This is a genomic window from Nocardia caishijiensis NBRC 108228, assembly GCF_001612825.1.
In the GTDB taxonomy this organism is placed as follows: domain Bacteria; phylum Actinomycetota; class Actinomycetes; order Mycobacteriales; family Mycobacteriaceae; genus Nocardia; species Nocardia caishijiensis.
Map to the genome: position 1 here is coordinate 15,913 of NZ_BDBE01000027.1, position 23,494 is coordinate 39,406.

Consider the following 23,494-nt stretch of genomic DNA (forward strand, 5'->3'; position numbering starts at 1 on the left):
ACGAGCTCGTAGACACACAGCGGTCCAGTATGCCACACAGTTACATAGCGGCTGGCGCCGCGGGTTCTCGGCCTGTTCCCTTGATCTTCCCTCCCTCCGGGCACTCCTTCGTCGCACCCTCCGGTCAGTCCAGATCAAGGCGGCCGAGAACCAGGAAAGACCCCGCCGTGGCGAGGCCTTTCCTATGTACTGAAGATCACTCGTCGAGTGCGCCCGGCGCGGTCTTGGAGACCGACATCAGGAACTCGAGGTTGTTCTTCGACTTCTTCAACCGGTCGATGAGCAGGTCGATCGCCTGATGCGAATCCAGGCCCGAGAGCACCCGGCGCAGCTTGTGCAGCACCGCGGCCTCGTCCGGGGACATCAGCAGTTCGTCCTTGCGGGTGCTCGACAGGTTCACGTCGACCGCCGGGAACACGCGGCGCTCGGCGATCTTGCGGTCGAGCTTGAGCTCGGCGTTACCCGTGCCCTTGAACTCCTCGAAGATCACCGTGTCGCCGGTGGAACCGGTCTCGACCAGCGCCGTGGCGATGATCGTGAGCGAGCCACCGTTCTCGATGTTGCGGGCCGCGCCGAGGAACCGCTTGGGCGGGTACAGCGCGGTCGAGTCGACACCACCGGAGAGGATGCGGCCCGAGGCGGGCGAGGAGTTGTTGTACGCGCGGCCCAATCGGGTGATCGAGTCGAGCAGCACCACAACGTCTTTGCCCATCTCCACCAGTCGCTTGGCCCGCTCGATGGCGAGCTCGGCGACGGAGGTGTGGTCGGCAGGCGGACGGTCGAAGGTGGAGGCGATGACCTCACCCTTCACCGAACGCTGCATGTCGGTGACCTCTTCGGGACGTTCGTCGACCAGCACGACCATGAGGTAGCACTCGGGGTTGTTGGTCGCGATCGCGTTGGCGATGTCTTGCACCACGGTCGTCTTACCGGCCTTGGGCGGGGAGACGATGAGCGCGCGCTGGCCCTTGCCGATCGGCATGATCAGGTCGATCACGCGGGTGCTCAGCTTGTTGGGCGTGGTCTCGAGGCGCAGTCGCTGGTTCGGGTACAGCGGGGTGAGCTTCTGGAAGTCGGGACGACGCCTGGCCGCCTCGACCTCGCCACCGTTGACGGTGTCCAGGCGCACCAGCGGGTCGAACTTCTGGCGCTGGTTGCTCTGCTCGCCGTCGCGCGGCGCGCGGACCGCGCCGGTGATGGCGTCACCGCGACGCAGGCCGTTCTTGCGGACCAGGTTCATCGACACGTACACGTCGTTGGGCCCGGCCAGGTAGCCGGAGGTCCGCACGAAGGCGTAGTTGTCGAGCACGTCGAGGATGCCCGCGACGGGCTGCAGGACGTCGTCCTCACGGATCTCGAAGTCGCGCGCCTCGCCGCCGCCACCACCGGTGCCGCCGTCGCGGTCACGCCCGCGACGACGCTCACGGAACCGACGGCCCCGGCGCCCGCGGCCGCCTTCCTCGTCGTCGCCACCGCGATCACGGTCGTCGCGCGGGCCACGATTGCCGCCCGCGTTGCCGTTCTGGTTCTGGTTGCGCTCGCCGCGCTCGTTCTGGTTGCGGTCGTTCTGATTACGCTCGCCACCGGCATTGCGGTCGCCACCGGCATTGCGGTCGTTGCGCTCGCGGCGACGCTCGCCCTGCTCGCCACCGTCGGCCTGCTTGGGCTCCTCGGTGCGATTCTCGGCGGGGGCGTTCTCGCCGCCACCGGAACGGGCCTGGTCACGACCGCGACGCTGCCTGCCACGGCCACGCTGACCGCTCTCGCGACCGGACTCCTCGCCCGCCTCGGCGGGGGCTTCGGTCTTGGCCTCGACCGGCTTGGTCGAAGCGGTCTCGGGCTCGGCCTGCTTGGTCTCGGTGGCCTTGGTCTCGACCGGCTTCACCTCGGCCGTCTTCGCCTCTGCCGCCTTGGATTCGGCGGCGGGCTTCTCGGCCTTGGCCGGGCGCTCCCGCTTGGCGGGGGCCTCGGCGGTGGCAGGCGCGTCGGCCGTCACGGCGGCGGCTTCGGCAGGCTTGGCACCCTTGGCAGGCGCTCCGGCCTGGTTTTCTTTGATTGCGGCGATGAGATCGCCCTTGCGCATACCGGAGGTGCCTCGGATACCGAGTTCCCCAGCGAGCGCACGCAACTGCGGCAACAGCATTCCAGTCAGCCCCGATCGTGCGACGTCGGTGTGTTCGCTCATCTTCGAAATCTGTCCGGATTCACTTTCGCGGCCGCCCGAATTCGTCGGGTCGGTATCCACCCCGGGTGTCGCGAGCAGGTCCGTTTCTGTCACGGAAATCCTTTCCTTCCCTCGAATGCCGTGTGCTGAGTCGAGGGTTCGTTCCGCAGACCCGGCAACATATGCCGAGCTCGGATTATGCGTCCCACAGGACGCTTGTGCCGTACTACCCGCCCCGCCGGACCGGAGGCTTCGCCACCAGAAGAAAGTGGTAAGGGGAGCGATTGCCCTGATGAAGCACCGGCGTCTGATGCGCACGATGTACGGACCAGCCCAGAATAGCCGCCTACCACGAACAACGGCAAGGCAGGCACGCCGTCAGTCGACCGACACCCCGTCGGCGATACCGGGCTCGACCACGCGCAAACCATCCTTCTCGGCCTGTTCGCGCAGGTCAGCGGGGAAATCCTCGGTCGCAAGCGCCAGGATCGTCGGACCGGCGCCCGAGACCGTCGCGGCGATTCCGGCCGCGCGCAGCCGCTCGATCCAGGCGGTGGTGAGCGGTAGCGCGGGGGCACGCTGGGTCTGGTGCAACCGGTCGGCGGTGGCGGGCATCAGCAGGTCGGGACGCTCGGTCAGCGCGACGACGGCCAGCGCCGCCCGGCTCACGTTGAACGCCGCGTCGCCGTGGGGCACCTGCTCGGGCAGCAGCCCGCGCGTGTGCGCCGTGGACGAACGCTCCTGCGGAATCAGCACCACCGGGCGCAGCGCCCGCGCGGGTTCCAGGCGCACGGCCCGGTAGGCGCGGGCCTGGTCGTCGCCGGTCTCGGTCCACGAGACCACGACACCGCCGAGCACGCTGGCGGCGGCGTTGTCGGGATGACCCTCGAACTCCGAGGCCAGCTGCACCAGCCGGTCGCCGTCGAGGCGAAGCGCCGGGTCGAACTTCGCGGCCAGCCCGGCACCGGCGGCCAGGCCACCGACCACAGCCGAGGCGCTGGAACCGAGACCACGCGAATGCGGAATCACGTTGCGGCACACGACATCGAGACCGTCGGCCCAGACGCCGAGCGATTCCAGGCCGCGCTCGATCGCGCGGACCACCAGATGGGTGGGGCCCCACGGGACGTCGTCGGCGCCCTCGCCCTCGACCCGGATCGCGAGACCGGAATCGGTGGTGCGCACGACGATTTCGTCGTAGAGGCCCAATGCCATTCCGAGACAATCGAATCCGGGGCCGAGATTGGCGGTGGAGGCGGGCACGCGCACGGTCACCTCTAGACCGGCGGGCAGGGTCGCTGTCATCAGCGTGGGCTCAGGTGCGGTCAACTCAGGCCAGCTCGAGTTCGCGGGCGATGGCGACCGGGTCCACGGCGATCGGCTTGACCTCGGGCATCCCGGCCAGCGCGTTGTCGGGGTCCTTGAGGCCGTTGCCGGTGACGGTGCACACGACGGTCAGGCCCGAATCCAGCCAGCCCTCCTCGCGCGCGGCGAGCAGACCGGCCACGCTCGCGGCCGACGCGGGCTCGACGAACACGCCCTCGGTCGCGGCGACCAGGCGGTAGGCGGCCAGGATCTCCTCGTCGGTCGCGGCACGGAAGGCGCCGCCGGACTGTTCCTTGGCCTCCATCGCACCGTTCCACGAGGCGGGTGCGCCGATGCGGATCGCGGTGGCGACGGTCTCGGGGTCCTTCACCGGCGCACCGTTGACCAGCGGCGCGGCACCGGCGGCCTGCACGCCGAGCATGCGCGGCAGCACCGAGGTGATGCCGTCGGCGTGGTATTCGCGGTAACCGCGCCAGTAGGCGGTGATGTTGCCCGCGTTGCCCACCGGAAGCACGTGCACATCGGGTGCCTTGCCGAGCACATCGCAGATTTCGAACGAGGCGGTCTTCTGTCCCTCGATGCGCGCCGGGTTCACCGAGTTCACCAGGCCGACCTGCGGGAATTCGGCGGTCACCTTGCGGGCCAGCTCGAGGCAGTCGTCGAAGTTGCCCTCGACCTGGATGATCTTGGCGCCGAGCATCACGGCCTGGGCCAGCTTGCCCATGGCGATCTTGCCCTGCGGGATCAGCACGGCGCATTCCATGCCCGCGCGGGTGGCGTAGGCGGCGGCCGAGGCGGAGGTGTTGCCGGTCGAGGCGCACAGCACGGCCTGCTGACCTCGGTACTTGGCGTCGGTCATGGCCATGGTCATGCCACGGTCCTTGAACGAGCCCGTCGGGTTGGCACCCTCGACCTTCAGGTACACCTCGCACCCGGTGAGTTCGGACAGGTGCGTGGCGGGGACCAGCGGAGTTCCGCCCTCGAACAGGGTCACCGGCTCCCAGTCGGCCGCACCGGCGAGCCGATCGCGGTAGGCCGCGATCAGACCGGGCCAACGCGAGTGCACGCCACTCTGCGGGGCGATGCCAGTGGAGTTCATGATTCTTCGGTGCCTTCCAGTCTGAGAACGCTGGTCACAGCGGTGACGGAATCCATCTCCGCCAGTACCGCGACAGTATCGGCCAGCGACGACTCCACCGCATGGTGGGTGACGACCACGAGCCGGGCGCCGTCGCCGTGACCCTGCTGACGCACGGTGGAGATGCTCACCCCGTGCTGGGCGAAGGTGTCGGCGACCGCGGCGAGCACGCCGGGACGGTCCTCCACCTGCAGGTTCACGTGGTAGCGGGTGGGGGTGTCGCCGATCGGCGCGATCGGCAGCTCAGCATAAACCGATTCGCCGGGCGCGCGACCACCGTAGAACTTGTTGCGGGCCGCCATCACCAGGTCGCCGAGCACGGCCGAGGCGGTCGGCGCGCCGCCCGCGCCCTGCCCGTAGAACATCAGGCGACCGGCGTTGTCGGCCTCCACCACCACGGCGTTGAACGCGCCGTTGACCGAGGCCAGCGGGTGCTTGCGCGGGATGAGCGCCGGGTACACGCGCACCGAGACGCGGTCCTTACCGCCTTCGGCCGCGCTCGGCTCACCGGGGACGCGCTCGCAGATGGCCAGCAGCTTCACCGTGCAGCCGACGGCCGAGGCGGTCTCGAGGTCTTCGGCGGTGATCTTGGAGATGCCCTCGCGGTACACGTCGGCGGCGGTGACGCGGGTGTGGAACGCCAGCGAGGCCAGGATCGCGGCCTTGGCGGCGGCGTCGTAGCCCTCCACGTCGGCGGTGGGGTCGGCCTCGGCGTAACCCAGGTCGGTGGCCTCGGCGAGCACGTCGTCGTAGGCGGCGCCGGTCTCGTCCATCGCGGAGAGGATGAAGTTGGTCGTGCCGTTCACGATGCCGACAACCTTGTTCACCCGGTCACCCGAGAGCGACTGGATCAGCGGACGCACCACCGGGATCGCACCGGCGACGGCGGCCTCGAAGTACAGGTCGGCGCGGCTGCCCTCGGCGGCGGCGGCCAGTTCGCCGGTGTAGTCGGCCAGCAGCGCCTTGTTGGCGGTGACCACGGACTTGCCAGCGTTGAGGGCGTCGCGGATAAGCTTGCGGGCCGGGTCGATGCCGCCCATCACCTCGACGACCAGGTCGACATCGTCGCGCGCGACGAGAGCCTCGGCGTCGGTGGTGAGCAGCTCGGCGGGCAGCCCGCGGTCCTTGGCCAGGTCGCGCACGGCGACACCGCGCAGCACCAGCGGCGCACCCACCCGCGAGGCCAGGTCGTCGGCGTGGTCGCGCAGCACGCGCACCACCTCGGTGCCGACGGTGCCCATGCCGAGCACGGCTACGCCGAGCGGACGCCCCGCGTCGTTGGTGCCGTTCATCCTTCTACCTCCAGGCTGAGCAGGTCCGCCACCGTTTCCCGGCGCAGAATCAGTCGCGATTCCCCGTCGCGCACCGCGACCACGGCGGGCCGGGTGAGCAGGTTGTAGCGACTCGACATCGAGTAGCAGTACGCCCCCGTCGCCGCGACCGCGACCAGGTCGCCCGGTCCGGCGTCGGCGGGCATCCACGTGTCACGGATGACGATATCGCCGCTCTCGCAATGCTTTCCGACCACGCGCGCCACGACCGGGTGCGCGTCGGAGGACCGCGAGACCAGACGGCAATCGTAATCGGCCTGGTAGAGCGCGGGGCGGATATTGTCGCTCATCCCGCCGTCGACGCTCACGTACCGGCGACGCGCGCCGCCGTCGAGCTCGACATCCTTGATGGTGCCGACCTCGTAGAGGGTGACAGTGCCCGGACCGGCGATGGCGCGACCGGGTTCGACGGCGATGATCGGCTCGGGCAGCCCGGCGCGGGTGGCCTCGGCGGCGACCAGGTCGCGCAGCTTGGCGGCGAACTCGTCGAGCTCGGGCGGGTTGTCGCTGGGCAGGTAGGCGATGCCGAGGCCGCCGCCCAGGTCGAGGGTGGAGATCTGGGCGGTGCGCTCGACACCGAACTTGTCGATGGCCTCGCGCAGCAGGCCGAGCATGCGGCGGGCGGCGATCTCGAAGCCGTCGAGCTCGAAGATCTGCGAACCGATGTGGCTGTGCAGGCCGACCAGGCGCAGATTGTCGGCCTCGAAGACACGGGCGAGGGCTTCCATCGCGTCGCCACCGGCGATCGAGAAGCCGAACTTCTGGTCCTCGTGGGCGGTGGAGATGTACTCGTGGGTGTGCGCTTCGACGCCGACGGTCACGCGGACCAGCACGTCCTGCACCACCCCCGCCGCACCGGCGACAGCCTCGAGCCGTTCGATCTCGTAGAGCGAATCGACGACCACATGTCCCACGCCCGCCGCGACGGCGGCTTCCAACTCGGGGACGGATTTGTTGTTGCCGTGCAGCGCGATCCGCTCGGCCGGGAAACCCGCGTTGAGGGCGATGGCCAGCTCACCACCGGAGCACACGTCGAGCGACAGGCCCTCGTCGCGGATCCAGCGGGCGATCTCACCGCACAGGAACGCCTTCGACGCGTAGTGCACGCGCGCGGCGGTGCCGAACGCGGCGACCATGTCGCGGCAGCGCGAGCGGAAGTCGTCCTCGTCGATCACGAACAGCGGGGTGCCGTACTGAGCGGCCAGTTCGGTGACGGGGATGCCCGCCAACCGGACCACGCCGTCGTCACCACGTGAGGCGTTGCGCGGCCACACGTGTTCGGGCAGGTCGATCATCTCGCGCGGATCGGTCGGCCGCTCACCGAGGGTCGGGGCGTGCGGGATCTCGGCGTGCCGAGGCCCGGCGGGGTGTGCACTCATCGAGCGTCCTTCCTGAAAAAGTCTGCGGAGCTCACATGCGCTCCGGTGCGCTCACGCCGAGCAGGGCCAGGCCGTTGGCCAGCACCTGACGGGTCGCCTTCACCAATTCGAGGCGGGCGGCATTGAGCGGGCTGACGGCATCGTCGCCCTTGGGCAGCACACGCATGTCGTCGTCGGACTGGAACGGGTGATACACCCCGGCCAGTTCTTCGAGGTAACGGGCGATCCGGTGCGGTTCGCGGGTCTCGGCGGCGGTGGCCACCACGCGCGGGAAATCACCGAGGGTACGGATCAGGTCACCTTCGCGACCGGACGTCATCAGCGCGAAATCCGGTGTCGCAGTGGCGAATTCGGGGTACTTGGCGGCATTGCCGATGATGCTGTTGGTGCGCGAGTGCGCGTACTGCACGTAGTACACCGGGTTCTCGTTGCCCGCCTTGGTCCACAGGTCGAGGTCGATGTCGATGCTCGAGTTCACCGAGGACCGCACCAGCGAGTAGCGGGCCGCGTCGACGCCGATCTGCTCGACCAGGTCGTTGAGCGTCACCACGGTGCCCGCGCGCTTGCTCATCTTCACCGCCTGGCCCTCCTTGACCAGGTTCACCATCTGCCCGATCAGCACCTCGACGGTGTCGGGGTCGTCGCCGAAGGCGGCCGCGGCGGCCTTCAACCGGCCGATGTAGCCGTGGTGGTCGGCGCCGAGCATGTAGATGGCCAGGTCGAAGCCGCGCGAGCGCTTGTTCTGGAAGTAGGCGATGTCACCGGCGATGTAGGCGGCGTTGCCGTCGCTCTTGAGGACCACCCGGTCCTTGTCGTCGCCGAACTCGGTGGAGGCGATCCACCACGCGCCGTCCTTCTCGTACAGGTTGCCCGAGTTCTTCAGCTGCTCGACCGCGCGCTCCACGGCGCCGGAGGCGAACAGCTCGCTCTCGTTGAAGTACACGTCGAAATCGGTGCCGAAATCGTGCAGATCCTGCTTGATCTGGGCGAACATCTGCTGCACGCCCTCGCGCCGGAACAGCTCGTGGCGCTCGTCGGCGGGCCGGGTGAGCGCGTCGGGGTGCGCGGCGACGATGCTCGCGGCGATCTCCTGGATGTACTCGCCCGCGTACCCGTCCTCGGGAGTCGGCTCGCCGAGCGCGGCCGCGACCAGCGACTTCGCGAACCGGTCGATCTGGGCGCCGTGGTCGTTGAAGTAGTACTCGCGGGTCACGTCGGCGCCCTCGGCGGCCAGGATGCGGCCGAGCGCGTCACCGACCGCCGCCCAGCGGGTGCCGCCGAGGTGCACGGGACCGGTCGGGTTGGCGGAGACGAATTCGAGGTTGATCTTGGTGCCGGTCAGCGCCGTGCCGGTGCCGTACTTCTCCCCCGCGGTCAGGATCTGGGTGACGATCGCGCCCTGCGCCGACGCGGCCAGCCGGATGTTCAGGAAGCCGGGACCCGCCACCTCGGCGACCTCGACGCCCTCGGCGGCCGACAACGCCTCGGCCAGCCAACCCGCCAGCTCACGCGGATTCGTACCCACCCGCTTGGCCACCTGCATCGCCACATTCGTGGCATAGTCGCCGTGTTCGGGGTTGCGCGGACGCTCCACTGTGACCTGCTCGGGCAGGACCGACGAGTCCAGTCCACGTTCGACAAGCACCTTCGCGGCGGTGGTGCGAAGGAGATCTGCAAGGTCAGCTGGAGTCACGAGTCTCTATCCTATTGGCTGGGCGGCTCGCAACCACGACCGCCCGCCATGAACGCCACCGATCCATACGTCGAAAGAGCTAACCGAGCGATGCCGAGCAGGACAAGCGCAACATCAGCCAAGGCCGTCCGGGCCGCGGGGAAGTCGTCTCCGTCCCGCAAACCGGGCAAGGGCAAACTCCCGGGCAAGAAGCGCGAGGTGCCCTGGGCCCTGCTCGGCGGCGGTGTGGCCATCGTCGCGTTGATCGGCCTGCTGGCCTACAGCCTGGTGCCCAAGTACCTGGATCAGGCCGCCATCCGGGAAGCGCAGACTGACCTGTCCGAATGGGCACCGAGCGAGCAGAACCAGGACCCGGCGGCCAAGATCGAGGGCGTCGTCAAGCAGGAGTACCCCGCGGCGCTGCACGTCGACGAGACCAAGCGGGTGGCCTACGACAAGTCGCCCGCCTATGGTGGCCCGCACGATGTGGCCTGGGCCAACTGCACCGGCACGGTGTACGCCAAGCCGATCCGCATGGAGAACGCGGTGCACTCGCTCGAGCACGGCGCGGTGTGGATCGCCTACAACCCCGACAAGGTCGACGCGGCCGGGGTGGAGAAGCTGTCGAACTTCGTCAAGAACCGGCCCTACACGCTGATGTCGCCGTACCCGACCCTCGACACCCCCATCGCGCTGCAGTCGTGGGGCCACCAGTTGAAGCTGGACTCGGCCGACGACGCGCGCATCAAGCAGTTCATCTCCGCGCTGCGCACCAACCCGTACGCGCACCCGGAGGTCGGCGCCAGCTGCTCCAACCCGATCTTCGACGCCAACAACCCGCCGCCGTTCGATTCCTCGCCGTACGGTCCGGAAGCCGTCCCGATGGACGGCACCGGCGCCAACCAGGACCAGACCGAACTCGGCGGCCTCGGGTCGGGCATCCCGGGCCTGCCGAGCATCCCCATGCCGGGCGGCGCGCCCGCCGGTCAGTAATGAGCGAGAACACCGAGACACGCACCGGCGGGCGGCCCGCCGGTGCGGTGCTCGTGCTCGGCGCGATCGGCCTGCTCCTGCTCGGCGCGGTCGCGGGTGTGCTGCTGCGGATGCCTTTGGAGAAGGCCGAGTCGGCCGCGCCCGGCCCGGTCGACATCGGTTTCAACCAGGACATGTCGGTGCACCACGCCCAGGCCGTCGACATGGCTGGCATCGCGCTGATCGGTTCGACCGACAACGATGTGCGCCGCCTGGCCTACGACATCATGACCACCCAGTCGAACCAGATCGGCCGGATGCAGGGCTGGTTGCAGCTGTGGGACGCGCCGAGCCAGAGCGTCGAGGGCTTCATGGGCTGGATGAGTGCCGACAGCGGTGGACACGGCCACGGCGCGGCGACCACCGCCGCCCACAGCGGCCCCGTGGCCGCGATGCCCGGGATGGCGACCGACGAGGAGATGACCGCCCTGCGCCAGGCCACCGGCCCCGCCCTGGACACGCTGTTCCTGCAACTGATGCTGCGCCACCACCAGGGCGGTGTCCCCATGCTCGACTACGCCGCCGAACAGGCCTCGACCACCGCCGTCCGCTCCCTCGCGGCCACCATGTCGAAAACCCAATCCGGCGAATCCACCCTGATGACCACCATGCTCACCGCCCGAGGCGCCACCCCCCTCCCCCTCGGTTGACCCCGGTGCCGGACCGGGATCAACCGCCCGGTCCGGCACCGTTTTTGGCGCACCGCACCCGATGCGATACGCTGTCGCTGCCCGATCGCCCCACCGCGACCGGCACTATTCCCGCCCTCGTAGCTCAGGGGATAGAGCGTCTGCCTCCGGAGCAGAAGGCCGCAGGTTCGAATCCTGCCGAGGGCACACACGAGAAGGCCCCCGACCACAGGTCGGGGGCCTTTCTCATCGGTCTCCACCCCCGGCTTCAATGTCACGACCATCGGGCGTGCACGACCCTGCGATCACCGCTGTCTCCTGAACCGACCCGGCTATCGAGCACCGGAATCGGCAGGATACGGTGAGTGGTAAGCATCACACTGAGTTCGAGGCCCCGTCCGTTCGGTCGGGGTCTTGTCGTCGATCGGGCACGGTTCCACAGGTTTCGGGGTCTTCGACCCTGGTGACAGCAGGAGCGGGCATGACTAATCCATCCGACGGGTTCGGGAATCAGCCCTACCCGGGGCAACCACAGCCGGGACAGCCTGAGGCTGGGCAACCGGGGGCGGGGCAACCGCAGCAGGGTTATCAACAGCCGGGATATCCAGGCGCTGGAGGGCCGCCACCCGGCGGGTTCGGGGCGCATGCGGGACCGCCGCCGAAGAAGAAGCGGACGGGGTTGTTCATCGGGTTGGGGGTGTTGGCACTGGTCGTGTTGGGGGTTCTGGCGGCGGGAGTGGTGTTGACCGTGCAGGGGCGCACACCGCTGTCCTCGGACGACAAGAAGATCGAAGTGGCGATCCGCGACTTCTACGACACCCTCGACTCCGACGGGTTCATCGCGGCTTCGGAACTGGCCTGCGCGGCCGACCGCGCCGAGATCGACAACCTCAGCCCGGAGCAGCGCAGACAGTTCGACACCGCCACCGTGTCGGTACGCATCGATGACGTCCGCGACATCGTCGTCACCGGCGACAACGCCGAAGCCACGGTCGTCGGCCAGCTGACCCTCTCGGTCGAAGGCGAGGAGCCCGATACCGAGGACAGCACCGAGGAGCACCTCACCAAGGAAGACGGCACCTGGAAGATCTGCTCGGCCCCGGCCAACAAGCACTGACATTGCGATCACCGTGATCGCAATCCTTGGCGCAGCCCGCCCGCCTCGGCATCATCAATGGCGAGGCGGGCGTGGCTGAGAGGTTTAGGCGACGGTCTGCAAAGCCGTTCACGTGGGTTCGATTCCCGCCGCTCGCTCTATGGGGAACACGGCCCGGCTCGTGACATGATCGAAAACATGTCACGAACCGGACCGCTACCCCGAGACCCGATCGCCGAGGCGCACCGGCAATGGATCGAGCACGGCTGGAGTTCGGTCGCCGACGGCATGGCCCTGGTCACCTCCCTCGTGCGGGCCCAGCAGATCGTGATGGCCCGCGTCGACGAGGCACTCAAACCGACGGGGCTCACCTTCTCCCGCTACGAACTGCTGCAACTGCTCAGTTTCAGCCGCACCGGCGCCCTGCCCATGGCCAAAGCCAGTGCGCGCCTTCAGGTGCATCCGACCAGCGTCACCAACACCGTCGACCGGCTGGAAGCGGCCGGACTGGTCGTGCGCGTGCCGCATCCGAGCGACCGCCGTGCCACGCTCATCGAAATCACTTCCGCCGGAAGGAAATCCGTCGCCGAGGCGACCGAGGCACTCAACGCGCAGGTATTCGCCGAGCCTGGCCTGACCACCGACGACAGCAAACAACTCCTGGAACTGCTCGCCCGGTTCCGCCATGCCGCCGGGGATTTCGACGACGCGGCAAACCTCGCATTCCACGCGACCTGAGAACGCACTCGCGAATCGCGGGTCGACTCGCTTGGCAGGTCGCGCGAAAAGGTCCACCATGTAGCGCATGGTGCTGGTCCTCGGGGTGTCGGCAGGAGCGGGTGGTGCCCGTGCCGTGCTCAACCACACCGACCAACCGCACCTGCCGCCGCTGGACCGGGTGCACATCCCCCGCCGCGCGGGCGCCTCGGTGGCAGAATCGGTGCTCGCGGCGATCCGCCGGATGCGGGTGGCGGCCATCGCCCGCGACGAATGCGTCACCGCCACCGTCGTCACCTGCCGCAACGAGGTGCACGGCGATGCCATCCGCGCGGCGGCCGGGCCGTCGGTGACCATCGTCGACGAACCCCTCGCCCAGCTGCGCTACCTGCGCTTCACCGGCCTGCTGCCCGCCACCGAATCGGTGATGCTCTACGACCTCGGCAGTTCCGGCCTCACCGTCACCCACGCCGACTGCCGCACCGACACCATCCTGGCCAGTCAGCGCAGCACGGTCCTCAGCGGCGACGGCTACGACGCACTGCTGCGCTGGCAACTGGCCAGAGGCGGCGTCGCGGCCGACCGCCGCACCACCCGCGACCATCGTGAAATGCTCAGCCGCGCAAGGGTTGTCACCGCCACCGACGCCGACACCGGCGAACGCGCCGTGGTCACCCGCAGCGACCTGGCCGCCTTGTGCGAAGCGGGACTCCATCATTCGGCGTCGTTCGTGCGGCGGATGATCGACGACACCGGCGTGCGCCCCGGCGCGCTCGTCCTGCTCGGTGGCTGCCTCCGCAATCCGGCGCTGCGTCATGCCGTGGGCCGACTCGTCGACCTGCCGGTGGTGTACGACCCTGAGCCGGAATACGTTTCGGCGCGCGGGGCGGTACTGCTCGCCGCCAGGAAGCCCGCGCGCATGCGCATGCCACGACTGCGAGCGGGCGCGACGCCGGATTCGCGCGAACCCTCCGGCCCGGGGCGGCGCAAGTTCCTCGCCGCCGTCGCGGTGACCGCCACCCTCGGCGGCGCGGTCGCCGGGCTGCTCGGCACCGACGACCGGGCGGACGAGAAGAACCCGCCGACGCCCGCCCAGTTCATCGACGGCTCGCTCCCCGCGAAATAACTAGCTGTTGGTGAAGTTCGGGGCCCGCTTCTCGGTGAAGGCGGCCATGCCTTCCTTCTGATCGTCGGTCGCGAACAGCGAGTGGAACGCCCGGCGCTCGAACAGCAGGCCCTCGGCCTGGCTGGTCTCGAAGGACCGGTTCACCGCCGCCTTGGCGAGCATGGTGGCGGGCAACGACATGCTCGCGATGGTCTGGGCGGCCTCGAGCGCGGTGTCGAGCAGTTGGTCGGCGGGCACGACGCGCGAGACCAGTCCGGCCCGTTCGGCCTCCTCGACGCCCATGTTGCGGCCGGTGAGGATGAGGTCCATCGCCTTGGCCTTGCCGATGGCGCGGGTGAGCCGCTGCGAACCGCCCATGCCGGGGATGACGCCGAGCTTGATCTCGGGCTGACCGAACTTGGCGTTGTCGGCGGCGATCAGGATGTCGCACATCATCGCCACCTCACAGCCGCCGCCGAGCGCGTAGCCCGCGACGGCGGCGATGGTCGGCTTGCGGAAGTTCGCCAGGCGGTCCCAACCGGCGAAGGTGTCGGGCAGGAACATGTCCATGTAGGACTTGCTCGCCATCTCCTTGATGTCGGCACCGGCCGCGAACGCCTTTTCCGAACCGGTGAGGACGACGGCGCCGATCGAATCGTCACGCTCGAGTTCGTCGAGTGCGGCGATGATGTCCGCGAGCACCTGCGCATTGAGGGCGTTGAGGGCCTTGGGCCGGTTCAGCGTGATCCAGCCGACCCCGCCTTTGCCGTCGCTGCCGCCCTTGCGTTCCAACAGAATCGTCTCGAACTCGCTCATGGTCTGCAGACGATACCGAGCGGCGGCGCGGCCGGACTACACGGGCAAACCGAGTTCACGCTCACCGAGCGGGGCGAAATAGGCGTCGACCTGCGCGTCGGTGACCTCGGCCAGCGTCGCGGGCGACCAGCGTGGCGTGCGGTCCTTGTCGATCACCTGGGCGCGGATGCCCTCGGCCAGGTCGTGAGTGCTCAACGCGGCAACGGTGATCCGGAATTCGACATTCAGAGCGGCGGCGAGGCTGAGCCGACGGGCGTCGCGCAGGGCGCGCAGCGTCGCCTTCACCGCGATCGGCGACTTGGCGAGGATGTCCTCGGCCGCCTTGGTCGCCTCGGGGAGGTCGGCGGCACGCAGGGCCGCGATGATCTCCTCGACCGTGTCGGCGCCGTAGCACTCGTCGATCCAGTCGCGATGGGTGGCGAGCTCGGATTCGGGTGCGGGCGTGGCGAATCGGGCGACGGCCACATCGGCGGGCGTGGTGCGCATGGCGTCGAGGAGGGCGGGCAGGTCGGCCGACGGCACGAAGGTGTCGGCGAACCCGGCGACGATCGCGTCACCCGCGCCCATGCGCGCGGTGGTGAGGGCGACGTGGGTGCCCAACTCGCCGGGCGTGTGCGAGAGCAGGTAGGTGCCGCCCACATCCGGGACGAAACCGATGCCCGCCTCCGGCATGCCGATCTGGGAGCGCTCGGTGACGATGCGGTGGCTGCCGTGCGCCGAGACGCCGACCCCACCGCCCATCACGATGCCGTCCATGATCGCCACATACGGTTTGGGGTAGCTGTCGATCAGTTCGTTGAGCAGGTATTCGTCGCGCCAGAACGCGGCGGCCGCGGTGTCGAGCGGGGCGGGCGCCTCGGGACCGCCGTCGTTGATCGCCTTGGCGTCGCGATGGATGGCGACGATGTCGCCGCCCGCGCACAGCCCTCGCTCACCCGCGCCGACGATGGCGACGGTCGCGACGGCCGGGTCGTCCGCCCAGGCACGCAGGGTGTCGGTGACGGCCAGGCTCATCGCGTGGTTGAGCGCGTTGATGGCCCTCGGCCGGTTCAGCGTGATCAGACCGAGTCGGCCGCGAACTTCGAACAACACTTCGGCTTCACCCATGGCGTCACCATAAAGTCGGATGTCCGAGCGGCTGCGGCCGCGAGGTGCGAGTTGTGACCCATTCCACGGCGCTGTGTGGGGCAGAATCGGCGCATGGGCACCGACAACTTCGCACGGATATCCCGGCTGCGCGCACTGATCGATCATGCGAACACCGGTGCGGGCGAACGCGCCACCGCCCAGCGCATGCTCGACCGATTGCTGCGGAAAACGGGCGCCGCCAACACTTCTCGCGCTGCCGACCGAGTCTACGGAGAACGCCACCATCGGCCGGGCAGGCACGCGACCACCGCCGCGATCGTTGAGTCGGTGCGCGAGGACATCTCCTTCGCCCGTACCTTCGCCCCCGGTGCGCCCGGCGAGGTGATCGTGCACAGCCCGCTGGCCGCGGCACCGGCCGAACTGACGGTCGCGGTGAGCACCCCCTTCGCCGATCAGATCGTCGTCACGATCGACGACATCCCGCCGCAGTGGGGCTGGGAATCCGACGAGTTCGACCGCGTCGTCGCCACCCGTGACCTGCGCGCGCTGGCCGACGAACTGGCCGAGATCATCGACGCCTACAACCACTACGGCCCCGATGTTGGCCCCCGCTTCTTTCGCACGATCCGCGCCCAGCAGACGACCCTCATCCGCTGATCCGGTTCAGCGTGGCGGTCCCGAACCGGAGAGCAGGACGACCAGCCCGACAGTGAGGATGACGGCCCCGACGGCCAGGACGATGCTGGCGACGGCGGGTCCGCCTGTCGTGTTGTCGGCGACCACCTGGCCGACGCCGAGCGCGACGCACGTCGCACCCCCGACGACGAGGACCGGTTCGCGCCGCAGCAGGTAGGCGCCGAGACAGAGCACGCCGAGCAGAACGGTGAGCGCCGGGCGCCACAGCGATTCGCCGAGTGTCACCGATTGGGCGCCGACCAGCGCGATCAGTCCGCCCAGCAGGAATCCGGCCCAGTCCACGACGAGGCGCCGCGCCCATGCGAGCCCGAACCAGACGGCACCGAAGGCCATGAGCGCGACGCCCTGCCACAACGCGCGATGTGTCTCGGCGGTGAGCTCGGCGATCGTGGCGACCCCGAAACCGGCGACGGCGATCATGCCGAGCAAGCTCGGCACCATGAGATAGCCGAGGATCGCCACCAGTAGGCCCGCGAGCACGGCGGCGATCTCGGCATCGTCGCCACGTTCGCCGAAGGCGGTGGCCACCACGGCACTGGTGGCCCCGGCCGCGAGCAGGAGCAGTGCCGCCGCGAGCCTGGTCCGCACCGCCGACGCGAGGGGAACCCGACGGAACACCCCGGCCCGTCCACCGGCCAGCACGACGGCACCGCCGAGGGAACACCCCGCCACGGCGGCGAGCAACACCACCCGCCCGGAATCGGCGATATCGCTCCACGCGCGGTCGAGGAACAACCCGAGTCCCGCGGCGACCAGCCCCGCACCGAGATAGGCGACGATCTCGGCGACCACCCGGATCGCCGGGGCACGCCGCGCCCGGTCCTGTTCCTCGACGGCCCGCAGCACAGCATCGCGTTGGTCACCACTGATCACCCCACCCGCGACCAGCCGCTCCAACGCCACCCGCACCCGGTGTTCGCGAACCATCCGTCGAGTATGTCGACCCGCACGGCGATCCACCCTCGAACACGAACTCCCGCACCCGAAACCGCTCATGTCGTGATCGACGGTCGGCGCGGCCCCTTCCCCAGTGACGCCGTTCACAGTACGATTAGTTTGATGTCCTAGTATCGGGCGTACTATCAATGGCGGAGGAAGTCATGAGCACCTCATTGCACGTTCCTGTCCATCCGGTGCGGTTCGTGACCTCGGCCGCCCTGTTCGACGGGCACGACGCGGCGATCAACATCATGCGGCGCATCCTGCAGGCCCAGGGCGCGGAAGTGATCCATCTGGGTCACAACCGGTCGGTGCGCGAGATCGTCGACGCGGTGGTCGAGGAGGACGTGCAGGGCGTGGCGGTGAGCTCGTATCAGGGCGGGCACATCGAGTTCTTCGAATATCTCGCCGAGGCGCTGCGCGAGGCCGGGGCGGGCGACGTCCGTATCTTCGGTGGTGGCGGCGGCGTGATCGTCCCCGAGGAGATCGAGCGCCTCGCCCGCTGTGGCGTGCGCATCTTCTCCCCCGAAGACGGTCAGCGCCTCGGCCTGCCCGGCATGATCAACGAACTCATCCGGCTGTGCGACGTGGACCGAGCCGCCACCGCCCCCGATCTGGACGCCCTCTACACCGGCGATCGAATCGCCCTGGCCCGCACCATCACCTGCCTGCAGCAGGGCACCCTGCCCGACGCCGACCGCGTCGCCGTGCTGGCCGCGGCGGCCACCCGCGAGGTGCCGGTCCTCGGCATCACCGGCACCGGTGGCTCCGGCAAGTCCTCGCTCACCGACGAACTCGTGCGCCGGTTGCGCACCGACCAGCAGGACAAGCTGCGCGTCGCGGTGCTCGCCGTCGACCCGACCCGGCGCCGCGCCGGTGGCGCCCTGCTCGGTGACCGCATCCGCATGAACGCCCTCGACGGCGAACACGTGTACTTCCGCTCGCTGGCCACTCGGGGCAATCACGAACTGCCCGACGACATCGACACCATGATCGCCGCGTGCCGGGCGGCGGGCTTCGACCTGGTGATCCTCGAGACGCCGGGCATCGGCCAGGGTGACGCGGGCATCGTCGACCACGTGGACGTGGCGCTGTATGTGATGACGCCGGAGTTCGGCGCCGCCTCCCAGCTCGAGAAGATCGACATGCTCGACTACGCCGACGTGGTCGCGGTGAACAAGTACGAGCGGCGCGGCGCGGCCGACGCGGTGCGCGACGTGGCCCGCCAGCTGATCCGCAACCGGGCGGAATTCGGCTCCGAACCGGCCGACATGCCGGTGTTCGGCACCAGCGCGGCGACCTTCGACGACGACGGTGTCACCGCGCTCTACCAGCATCTGCTCACCCGGCTGACCGAGCACGGCCTCACGGTGGAGCCGGGCGCGCTGCCCCGGGTGGAGACGAAGGTGTCGACCAGGTTCGCCCAGCTCATCCCGCCGTCACGGGTGCGCTACCTGGCCGAGATCGCCGAGACGGTGCGCGCCTACCACCAGGACACGGCACGGGAAGTGGTTGCGGCGCAACGTGTTCAGCGTTTGCGTGCGGTGCACGAGGAACTGCCGGACGACACCGCCGTTGGCGACCTGCTGGCGGCGGCCACCGGTGATCTGTCGCCCGCCTCCGCTGCCCTGCTGGCCGAATGGCCCACGCTGGCCGAGAGCTATCGGGGCGAGGAGCAGGTGGTGCGGGTACGCGACCGCGAGATCCGTACCCCGTTGCGACGCGAATCACTCTCCGGCACAAGCGTTCCCCGGGTAGCGCTGCCCCGCTGTACCGACGCGGGTGAACTGTTGCGCTTCCTGCGCGAGGAGAACCTGCCGGGCCGATTCCCCTTCACCGCAGGCGTTTTCCCGTTCAAGCGCGACAACGAGGACCCCACCCGCATGTTCGCGGGTGAGGGCGATCCGGCGCGCACGAACCGGCGTTTCAAGGCGCTCAGCGCCCACACCGAGGCCACTCGCCTGTCGACGGCCTTCGATTCGGTGACCCTCTACGGTCACGAACCCGCGCAGCGCCCCGACATCTACGGCAAGGTCGGCACCTCGGGTGTCTCGGTGGCGACGATCGACGACATGCGCACCCTCTTCGACGGTTTCGACCTGTGCGAACCGACCACCTCGGTGTCGATGACCATCAACGGCCCGGCCCCGACCATCCTGGCGTTCTTCCTCAACGCGGCCGTCGACCAGGCGCTCGGCCGCTTCACCGAGTCCGAGGGCCGGGAACCGACCGATCAGGAAGCCGCCCAGATCAGGGCACGCACGCTGTCCACCGTGCGTGGCACCGTGCAGGCCGACATCCTCAAGGAGGACCAGGGCCAGAACACCTGCCTGTTCTCCACAGAGTTCAGCCTGCGCATGATGGCCGACGTACAGGAGTGGTTCGTCCGCAACGAGGTGCGCAATTTCTACTCGGTGTCCATCTCCGGCTATCACATCGCCGAGGCCGGGGCCAACCCGATCAGTCAGCTCGCGTTCACCCTGGCCAACGGATTCACCTATGTGGAAACGTATCTGGCGCGCGGATTGGCGATCGACGAATTCGCGCCGAACCTGTCGTTCTTCTTCTCCAACGGGATGGACCCGGAATATTCGGTGATCGGGCGGGTGGCCCGGCGCATCTGGGCCGTCGCGATGCGTGACCGGTACGGCGCGGGGGAACGCGCGCAGAAACTGAAGTACCACATCCAGACCTCCGGCCGTTCGCTGCACGCCCAGGAAATGCAGTTCAACGACATCCGCACCACCCTGCAGGCGTTGATCGCGGTCTACGACAATTGCAACAGCCTGCACACCAACGCTTTCGACGAAGCCGTCACCACACCCACCGAGGAATCGGTGCGCCGGGCGCTGGCGATTCAGCTCATCATCGCCAAGGAATGGGGACTGGCGGTGAACGAGAATCCGCTGCAGGGCAGTTTCATCATCGACGAGCTCACCGACCTGGTCGAAGAGGCGGTGCTGCTGGAATTCGAGCGGATCAGTGAACGCGGCGGCGTGCTCGGCGCCATGGAGACCGGGTACCAGCGTGGCCGCATCCAGGACGAGTCGATGCGCTATGAACAGCGCAAACACGACGGAACGCTGCCGATCATCGGGGTGAACACCTTCCGAGGCCCCGAAGGCGAGGCCGCGGCGCCGACGGTGGAATTGGCCCGCGCCACCGAGGACGAGAAACGGTCCCAGCTCGAGCGGGTGCAACAGTTCCGCGCCGAGCACGCCGAGGAATCCCATCGCGCGCTCGCCCGCCTGGCCGAGGTCGCCCACACCGACGGAAATATTTTCGAGGTACTGATGGACGCGGCACGGGTATGCACTTTGCAGCAGGTCACCGATACCTTTTTCGCCGTCGGCGGACAGTACCGGCGGACCGTCTGAAGCGACCGAATGCGACCATCGCCGCTGCCGACGTGTGACAATTCCCGGAGCAATGCCGCCGCGGCGATGGGACGTACATGGATCTGACCGGGCTCGACGTCATCGATGCGCATATCCACCAGTGGGATCCGCATACGACACCTCGGTTGTTCAGCAAGCACGCCAAGCTGATGCGGTATCTGCCGCTGCCGATCGACCTGTTCGCGAAATTCACGCCGCGCCGCGACCTCCAGTTCGTCGGCGATCCCTCCGCCTACGTCGGTCCGTATCTGCCCGCCGACTATCGGACCGACCAGCGCGGGGTCACGGTGCGTGGGCTCGTGCACGTGGAGGCCGAGTGGAGCGGATCAGCGCCCGACGAGACGCGCTGGGTGGCCAGTCTGCCGTTCGGGGTCGATACGCCCGCGCTCGCGGCGATCGTCGGCGCGGCCGATCCCGCCGCCGAGAGTCTCGGACCGACGCTCGACGCGCATCAGTCGGCCTCGCCGCTGTTCCGCGGCATCCGCGCCACGGTCGCCCACCATCCCGATCCGGGCGTGAAGTCGTTCGCCGCGCACGACGGACTGCTCACCGCGCCCGCCTTCCTCGACGGCTTCGGCCAGCTGGCCACGCGGGGGCTGAGTTTCGACGCCTGGCTGTACTCGGGTCAGCTGCCCGAGCTGACAGCGCTGGCCGAACGGTTCCCCGAGGTGCCGATCGTCGTGGATCACCTCGCCACGCCCGCGGGCATCTTCGGGCCGGTCGGCAAACACACCGGCAAGACCGCGAGCGAGCGACGCGAGGTGTTCGAGCGGTGGCGTGACGACATCACCGACCTCGCCGCCCAGCCGCAGGTGGTCGCCAAGGTGAGTGGTCTGATGATGCCGGTCCTCGGCCACCCGGTTCCCCCGCGCGGGCTGTCGACCCAGGTGTCGGTGCTCGTCGACCGGCTCGGCCCGATGCTCGCCCACGCCCTGTCGGTCTTCGGCCCCGACCGACTGATCTGGGGCTCGAACTTCCCCGTCGACAAGCCGGTCACCAGCCTGCCCGTGGCCGTCGACGCCGTGGCGACCGCCCTCACCAAGGCCGGTGCGTCGGCCGAGGATCTGCGGAAGATCTTCGGCGGCAATGCCCTTCGCTTCTACGGCATCGACCTGGGCTGACGTACTTGTCGGTCGCCCGCTCTAGCATCACGGAATGAAGACAACCGGCACGTTCGACGTCACCGCTTTCGACCCGACCGACCTGCGGCCGCACCCACCCATCGACACCGGTCTGCCGGTCGGCATCGCCCGCATCACCAAGGTGTATTCGGGTGACATCACGGGCACCTCGGCGACACTATTCACCTCCGCGTTCGACATGTCGACGGGCGCGGGCACCTACATCGCCATGGAGTCCTTCGACGGCACGCTGGCGGGCAGGTCCGGCGCGTTCAACTTCGTCCATTCCGCGACCACCGGCGGGACCGATCGCACCGACGAGTTCTTCCACATCGTCCCCGGCAGCGGCACCGGCGAGCTCACCGGCATCACCGGCACCGGGGGGCTCTCCGTCGATTCCAGCGGCGGTCACCACATCTGGTTCGACTACGACCTGCCCTGACGCCGTGCTCGTGCGCCGCCGAACCGACCGATGCGCTCGATCGGCTGCGGGAGAGCGCCCTTTCCGATTACGTTGACGCGTTGTCAACAGGAAACGTTCGGGAGGTCTGTGGTGGCGGCAAGGTATCGGCGGTGGATCGGTGGTGTGCTCGCGGTGGCGGCCGTCTCGGTCGCGTCGCCCGCTGTGGCGGGTCCCCCGCTCGGACCGACCGGCGACACCGCGTTCTACACCCCACCCGCCGAGATCCCGGCGACGCCGGGACAGGCGATCAAGACCGAACCCATGTCGCTGCCGATCACCCTGCCCGGCAGCAACGGCCCGCTCCCGGCCGACACCACTCGGGTGATGTTCTCCGCCACCGGCCGCACCGGGTCGGCGGTCGCCGCCACCGGCGCGTACCTGCGCCCGACGCTGCCGTGGATCGGGCCGGGCCCGCGCCCACTGCTGGTCATTGCTCCCGGCACCCAGGGCCAGGGTGACCAGTGCGCGCCGTCGAACACCCTGGCGTTTCTGCTGCAGTACAACGGCGGACTCGACGTGGGCGTGCAGTACGAGCAGTACGCCGCGATCTACCCGTTCCTGGCGATGGGTGGCGCGGTGATGCTCACCGACCACGACAGCTTCGGCACACCGGGACCGCACAGCTACATGTCGCGCGCCTCGACCGGGCAGGTCATGCTCGACGCCGCGCGGGTCGCGCGCGAACTACCCGGCAACGGACTCGGCTCGAACGCGCCGGTCGTGCTGTGGGGCTATTCGCAGGGTGGTGGAGCCGCGGCCGCGGCGGTGGAACTCGCCCCGACCTACGCACCGGACCTGCCGATCGTCGGTGCCTATGCCGGAGCACCGGTGGTCGACGCGCGAGCCCAGCTCCAGCACTTCGATCGCGGCTCGCTGGCGGGCGCCCTCGGCTACTACGTCAACGGCGCCCTGGACGAGAACCCCGCCCTCGCCCCCGCGACCGACCGGTTGCTCAACGACGCGGGCAAACGCATGCTCACCGAGACCGCACGGCAGTGTGTGGCCGAAACCGTCCTCACCCACGGTTTCCGGGACAGCCGTAGCTGGACGACCACCGGTCAGAGCGTGGTCGAGGCCCTGGACTCCGATCGCGGCTGGGCGGTCCACCTCGACGAGGATCGGGTCGGTCACCTGCGACCGAGCGCTCCGGTGCTCGTGCACAGCACCGCGGGCGACGAGCTGGTCCCCACCTACACCGCCCGCCGACTCGCCGCCGACTGGTGCGCCGCCGGTGCCACCGTGGCCTACTACGAGCAGCCACTCCCCGGCGATCCGGTGAAACTCGGTGTGTCGCATGTGCTCAACAGTCCGCTGGGCTTGCCGGGCGCCCTGCTGTGGCTGCACGGTCTGTTGCGCGGCGAAGCGGCACCGCGCACCTGCTGA

19 protein-coding genes and 2 tRNA genes are annotated in these 23,494 nt (G+C 69.0%); 12 read left to right on the plus strand and 9 right to left on the minus strand.

What is annotated here, in order from left to right:
- Positions 1-196 precede the first annotated feature (196 nt).
- The 6 genes from rho to argS form a co-directional block, all read right to left on the minus strand.
- A complete protein-coding gene (rho, locus tag NC7_RS10675; protein WP_157101933.1) occupies positions 197-2,185 on the minus strand; it encodes a transcription termination factor Rho in 1,989 nt (662 codons plus the stop codon).
- A gap of 357 nt (positions 2,186-2,542) precedes the next feature.
- On the minus strand, positions 2,543-3,469 hold the full coding sequence (thrB, locus tag NC7_RS10680) for a homoserine kinase (protein WP_067981458.1): 927 nt from the start codon (positions 3,467-3,469) through the stop codon (positions 2,543-2,545).
- Positions 3,470-3,494: 25 nt separating this feature from the next.
- Positions 3,495-4,589, minus strand: coding sequence for a threonine synthase (gene thrC / locus NC7_RS10685; protein ID WP_067981460.1), 1,095 nt, complete (start codon positions 4,587-4,589; stop codon positions 3,495-3,497).
- On the minus strand, positions 4,586-5,920 hold the full coding sequence (locus NC7_RS10690) for a homoserine dehydrogenase (protein WP_067981462.1): 1,335 nt from the start codon (positions 5,918-5,920) through the stop codon (positions 4,586-4,588). The genes thrC and NC7_RS10690 overlap by 4 nt, the downstream gene beginning before the upstream one ends.
- On the minus strand, positions 5,917-7,338 hold the full coding sequence (gene lysA, locus NC7_RS10695; RefSeq protein WP_067981464.1) for a diaminopimelate decarboxylase: 1,422 nt from the start codon (positions 7,336-7,338) through the stop codon (positions 5,917-5,919). Before lysA ends, NC7_RS10690 begins: the two co-directional genes overlap by 4 nt.
- Before the next feature lie 31 nt (positions 7,339-7,369).
- Positions 7,370-9,031 carry an arginine--tRNA ligase gene (gene argS, locus NC7_RS10700; RefSeq protein WP_067981466.1) on the minus strand — a complete coding sequence of 554 codons (1,662 nt, stop codon included), beginning with the start codon at positions 9,029-9,031 and terminating at the stop codon, positions 7,370-7,372.
- 90 nt (positions 9,032-9,121) lie between these two features.
- On the opposite strand from argS, the gene NC7_RS10705 reads away from it, so the two are divergent.
- The 7 genes from NC7_RS10705 to NC7_RS10735 all read left to right on the plus strand — a co-directional run bounded on the left by NC7_RS10705 (position 9,122) and on the right by NC7_RS10735 (position 13,610).
- The gene (locus NC7_RS10705) at positions 9,122-10,003 is read left to right on the plus strand and encodes a thioredoxin-like domain-containing protein (protein ID WP_067981468.1); all 882 of its coding nucleotides are present in this window, start codon (positions 9,122-9,124) and stop codon (positions 10,001-10,003) included.
- The gene (locus tag NC7_RS10710; RefSeq protein WP_067981470.1) at positions 10,003-10,692 is read left to right on the plus strand and encodes a DUF305 domain-containing protein; all 690 of its coding nucleotides are present in this window, start codon (positions 10,003-10,005) and stop codon (positions 10,690-10,692) included. The genes NC7_RS10705 and NC7_RS10710 overlap by 1 nt, the downstream gene beginning before the upstream one ends.
- 113 nt (positions 10,693-10,805) lie before the next feature.
- Positions 10,806-10,878, plus strand: a tRNA-Arg gene (locus tag NC7_RS10715).
- A 472-nt stretch (positions 10,879-11,350) separates the two neighbouring features.
- Positions 11,351-11,788, plus strand: coding sequence for an Rv0361 family membrane protein (locus NC7_RS10720; protein WP_236573296.1), 438 nt, complete (start codon positions 11,351-11,353; stop codon positions 11,786-11,788).
- Between the two features lie 65 nt (positions 11,789-11,853).
- Positions 11,854-11,925, plus strand: a tRNA-Cys gene (locus NC7_RS10725).
- 40 nt (positions 11,926-11,965) lie between these two features.
- Entirely contained in the window at positions 11,966-12,505 is a 540-nt protein-coding gene (locus tag NC7_RS10730) for a MarR family winged helix-turn-helix transcriptional regulator (protein WP_067981653.1), read from the plus strand.
- Between the two features lie 67 nt (positions 12,506-12,572).
- Positions 12,573-13,610 carry an Hsp70 family protein gene (locus NC7_RS10735; RefSeq protein ID WP_067981474.1) on the plus strand — a complete coding sequence of 346 codons (1,038 nt, stop codon included), beginning with the start codon at positions 12,573-12,575 and terminating at the stop codon, positions 13,608-13,610.
- Here the strand turns inward: NC7_RS10735 and NC7_RS10740 are convergent, their stop codons facing one another.
- Together NC7_RS10740 and NC7_RS10745 are read right to left on the minus strand one after the other, a co-directional pair.
- Positions 13,611-14,405, minus strand: coding sequence for an enoyl-CoA hydratase (locus tag NC7_RS10740; RefSeq protein WP_067981476.1), 795 nt, complete (start codon positions 14,403-14,405; stop codon positions 13,611-13,613).
- A 36-nt stretch (positions 14,406-14,441) separates the two neighbouring features.
- Complete coding sequence (locus tag NC7_RS10745; protein ID WP_067981477.1) at positions 14,442-15,512, minus strand: enoyl-CoA hydratase/isomerase family protein; 1,071 nt, start codon at positions 15,510-15,512, stop codon at positions 14,442-14,444.
- A gap of 93 nt (positions 15,513-15,605) precedes the next feature.
- On the opposite strand from NC7_RS10745, the gene NC7_RS10750 reads away from it, so the two are divergent.
- The gene (locus NC7_RS10750) at positions 15,606-16,151 is read left to right on the plus strand and encodes a hypothetical protein (RefSeq protein ID WP_067981479.1); all 546 of its coding nucleotides are present in this window, start codon (positions 15,606-15,608) and stop codon (positions 16,149-16,151) included.
- A 6-nt stretch (positions 16,152-16,157) separates the two neighbouring features.
- Here the strand turns inward: NC7_RS10750 and NC7_RS10755 are convergent, their stop codons facing one another.
- Positions 16,158-17,117 carry a DUF2157 domain-containing protein gene (locus tag NC7_RS10755; RefSeq protein ID WP_067981481.1) on the minus strand — a complete coding sequence of 320 codons (960 nt, stop codon included), beginning with the start codon at positions 17,115-17,117 and terminating at the stop codon, positions 16,158-16,160.
- 173 nt (positions 17,118-17,290) lie between these two features.
- Here NC7_RS10755 and icmF point away from each other — a divergent pair, with 173 nt between their 5' ends.
- The 4 genes from icmF to NC7_RS10775 all read left to right on the plus strand — a co-directional run bounded on the left by icmF (position 17,291) and on the right by NC7_RS10775 (position 23,494).
- A complete protein-coding gene (gene icmF / locus NC7_RS10760; protein WP_236573295.1) occupies positions 17,291-20,506 on the plus strand; it encodes a fused isobutyryl-CoA mutase/GTPase IcmF in 3,216 nt (1,071 codons plus the stop codon).
- 77 nt (positions 20,507-20,583) lie between these two features.
- Positions 20,584-21,648, plus strand: a complete 1,065-nt coding sequence (locus NC7_RS10765) for an amidohydrolase family protein (protein WP_067981485.1) — start codon at positions 20,584-20,586, stop codon at positions 21,646-21,648.
- A gap of 34 nt (positions 21,649-21,682) precedes the next feature.
- Positions 21,683-22,090, plus strand: a complete 408-nt coding sequence (locus NC7_RS10770; protein WP_067981488.1) for a DUF3224 domain-containing protein — start codon at positions 21,683-21,685, stop codon at positions 22,088-22,090.
- Positions 22,091-22,201: 111 nt separating this feature from the next.
- Positions 22,202-23,494 carry a lipase family protein gene (locus tag NC7_RS10775; protein ID WP_159372852.1) on the plus strand — a complete coding sequence of 431 codons (1,293 nt, stop codon included), beginning with the start codon at positions 22,202-22,204 and terminating at the stop codon, positions 23,492-23,494.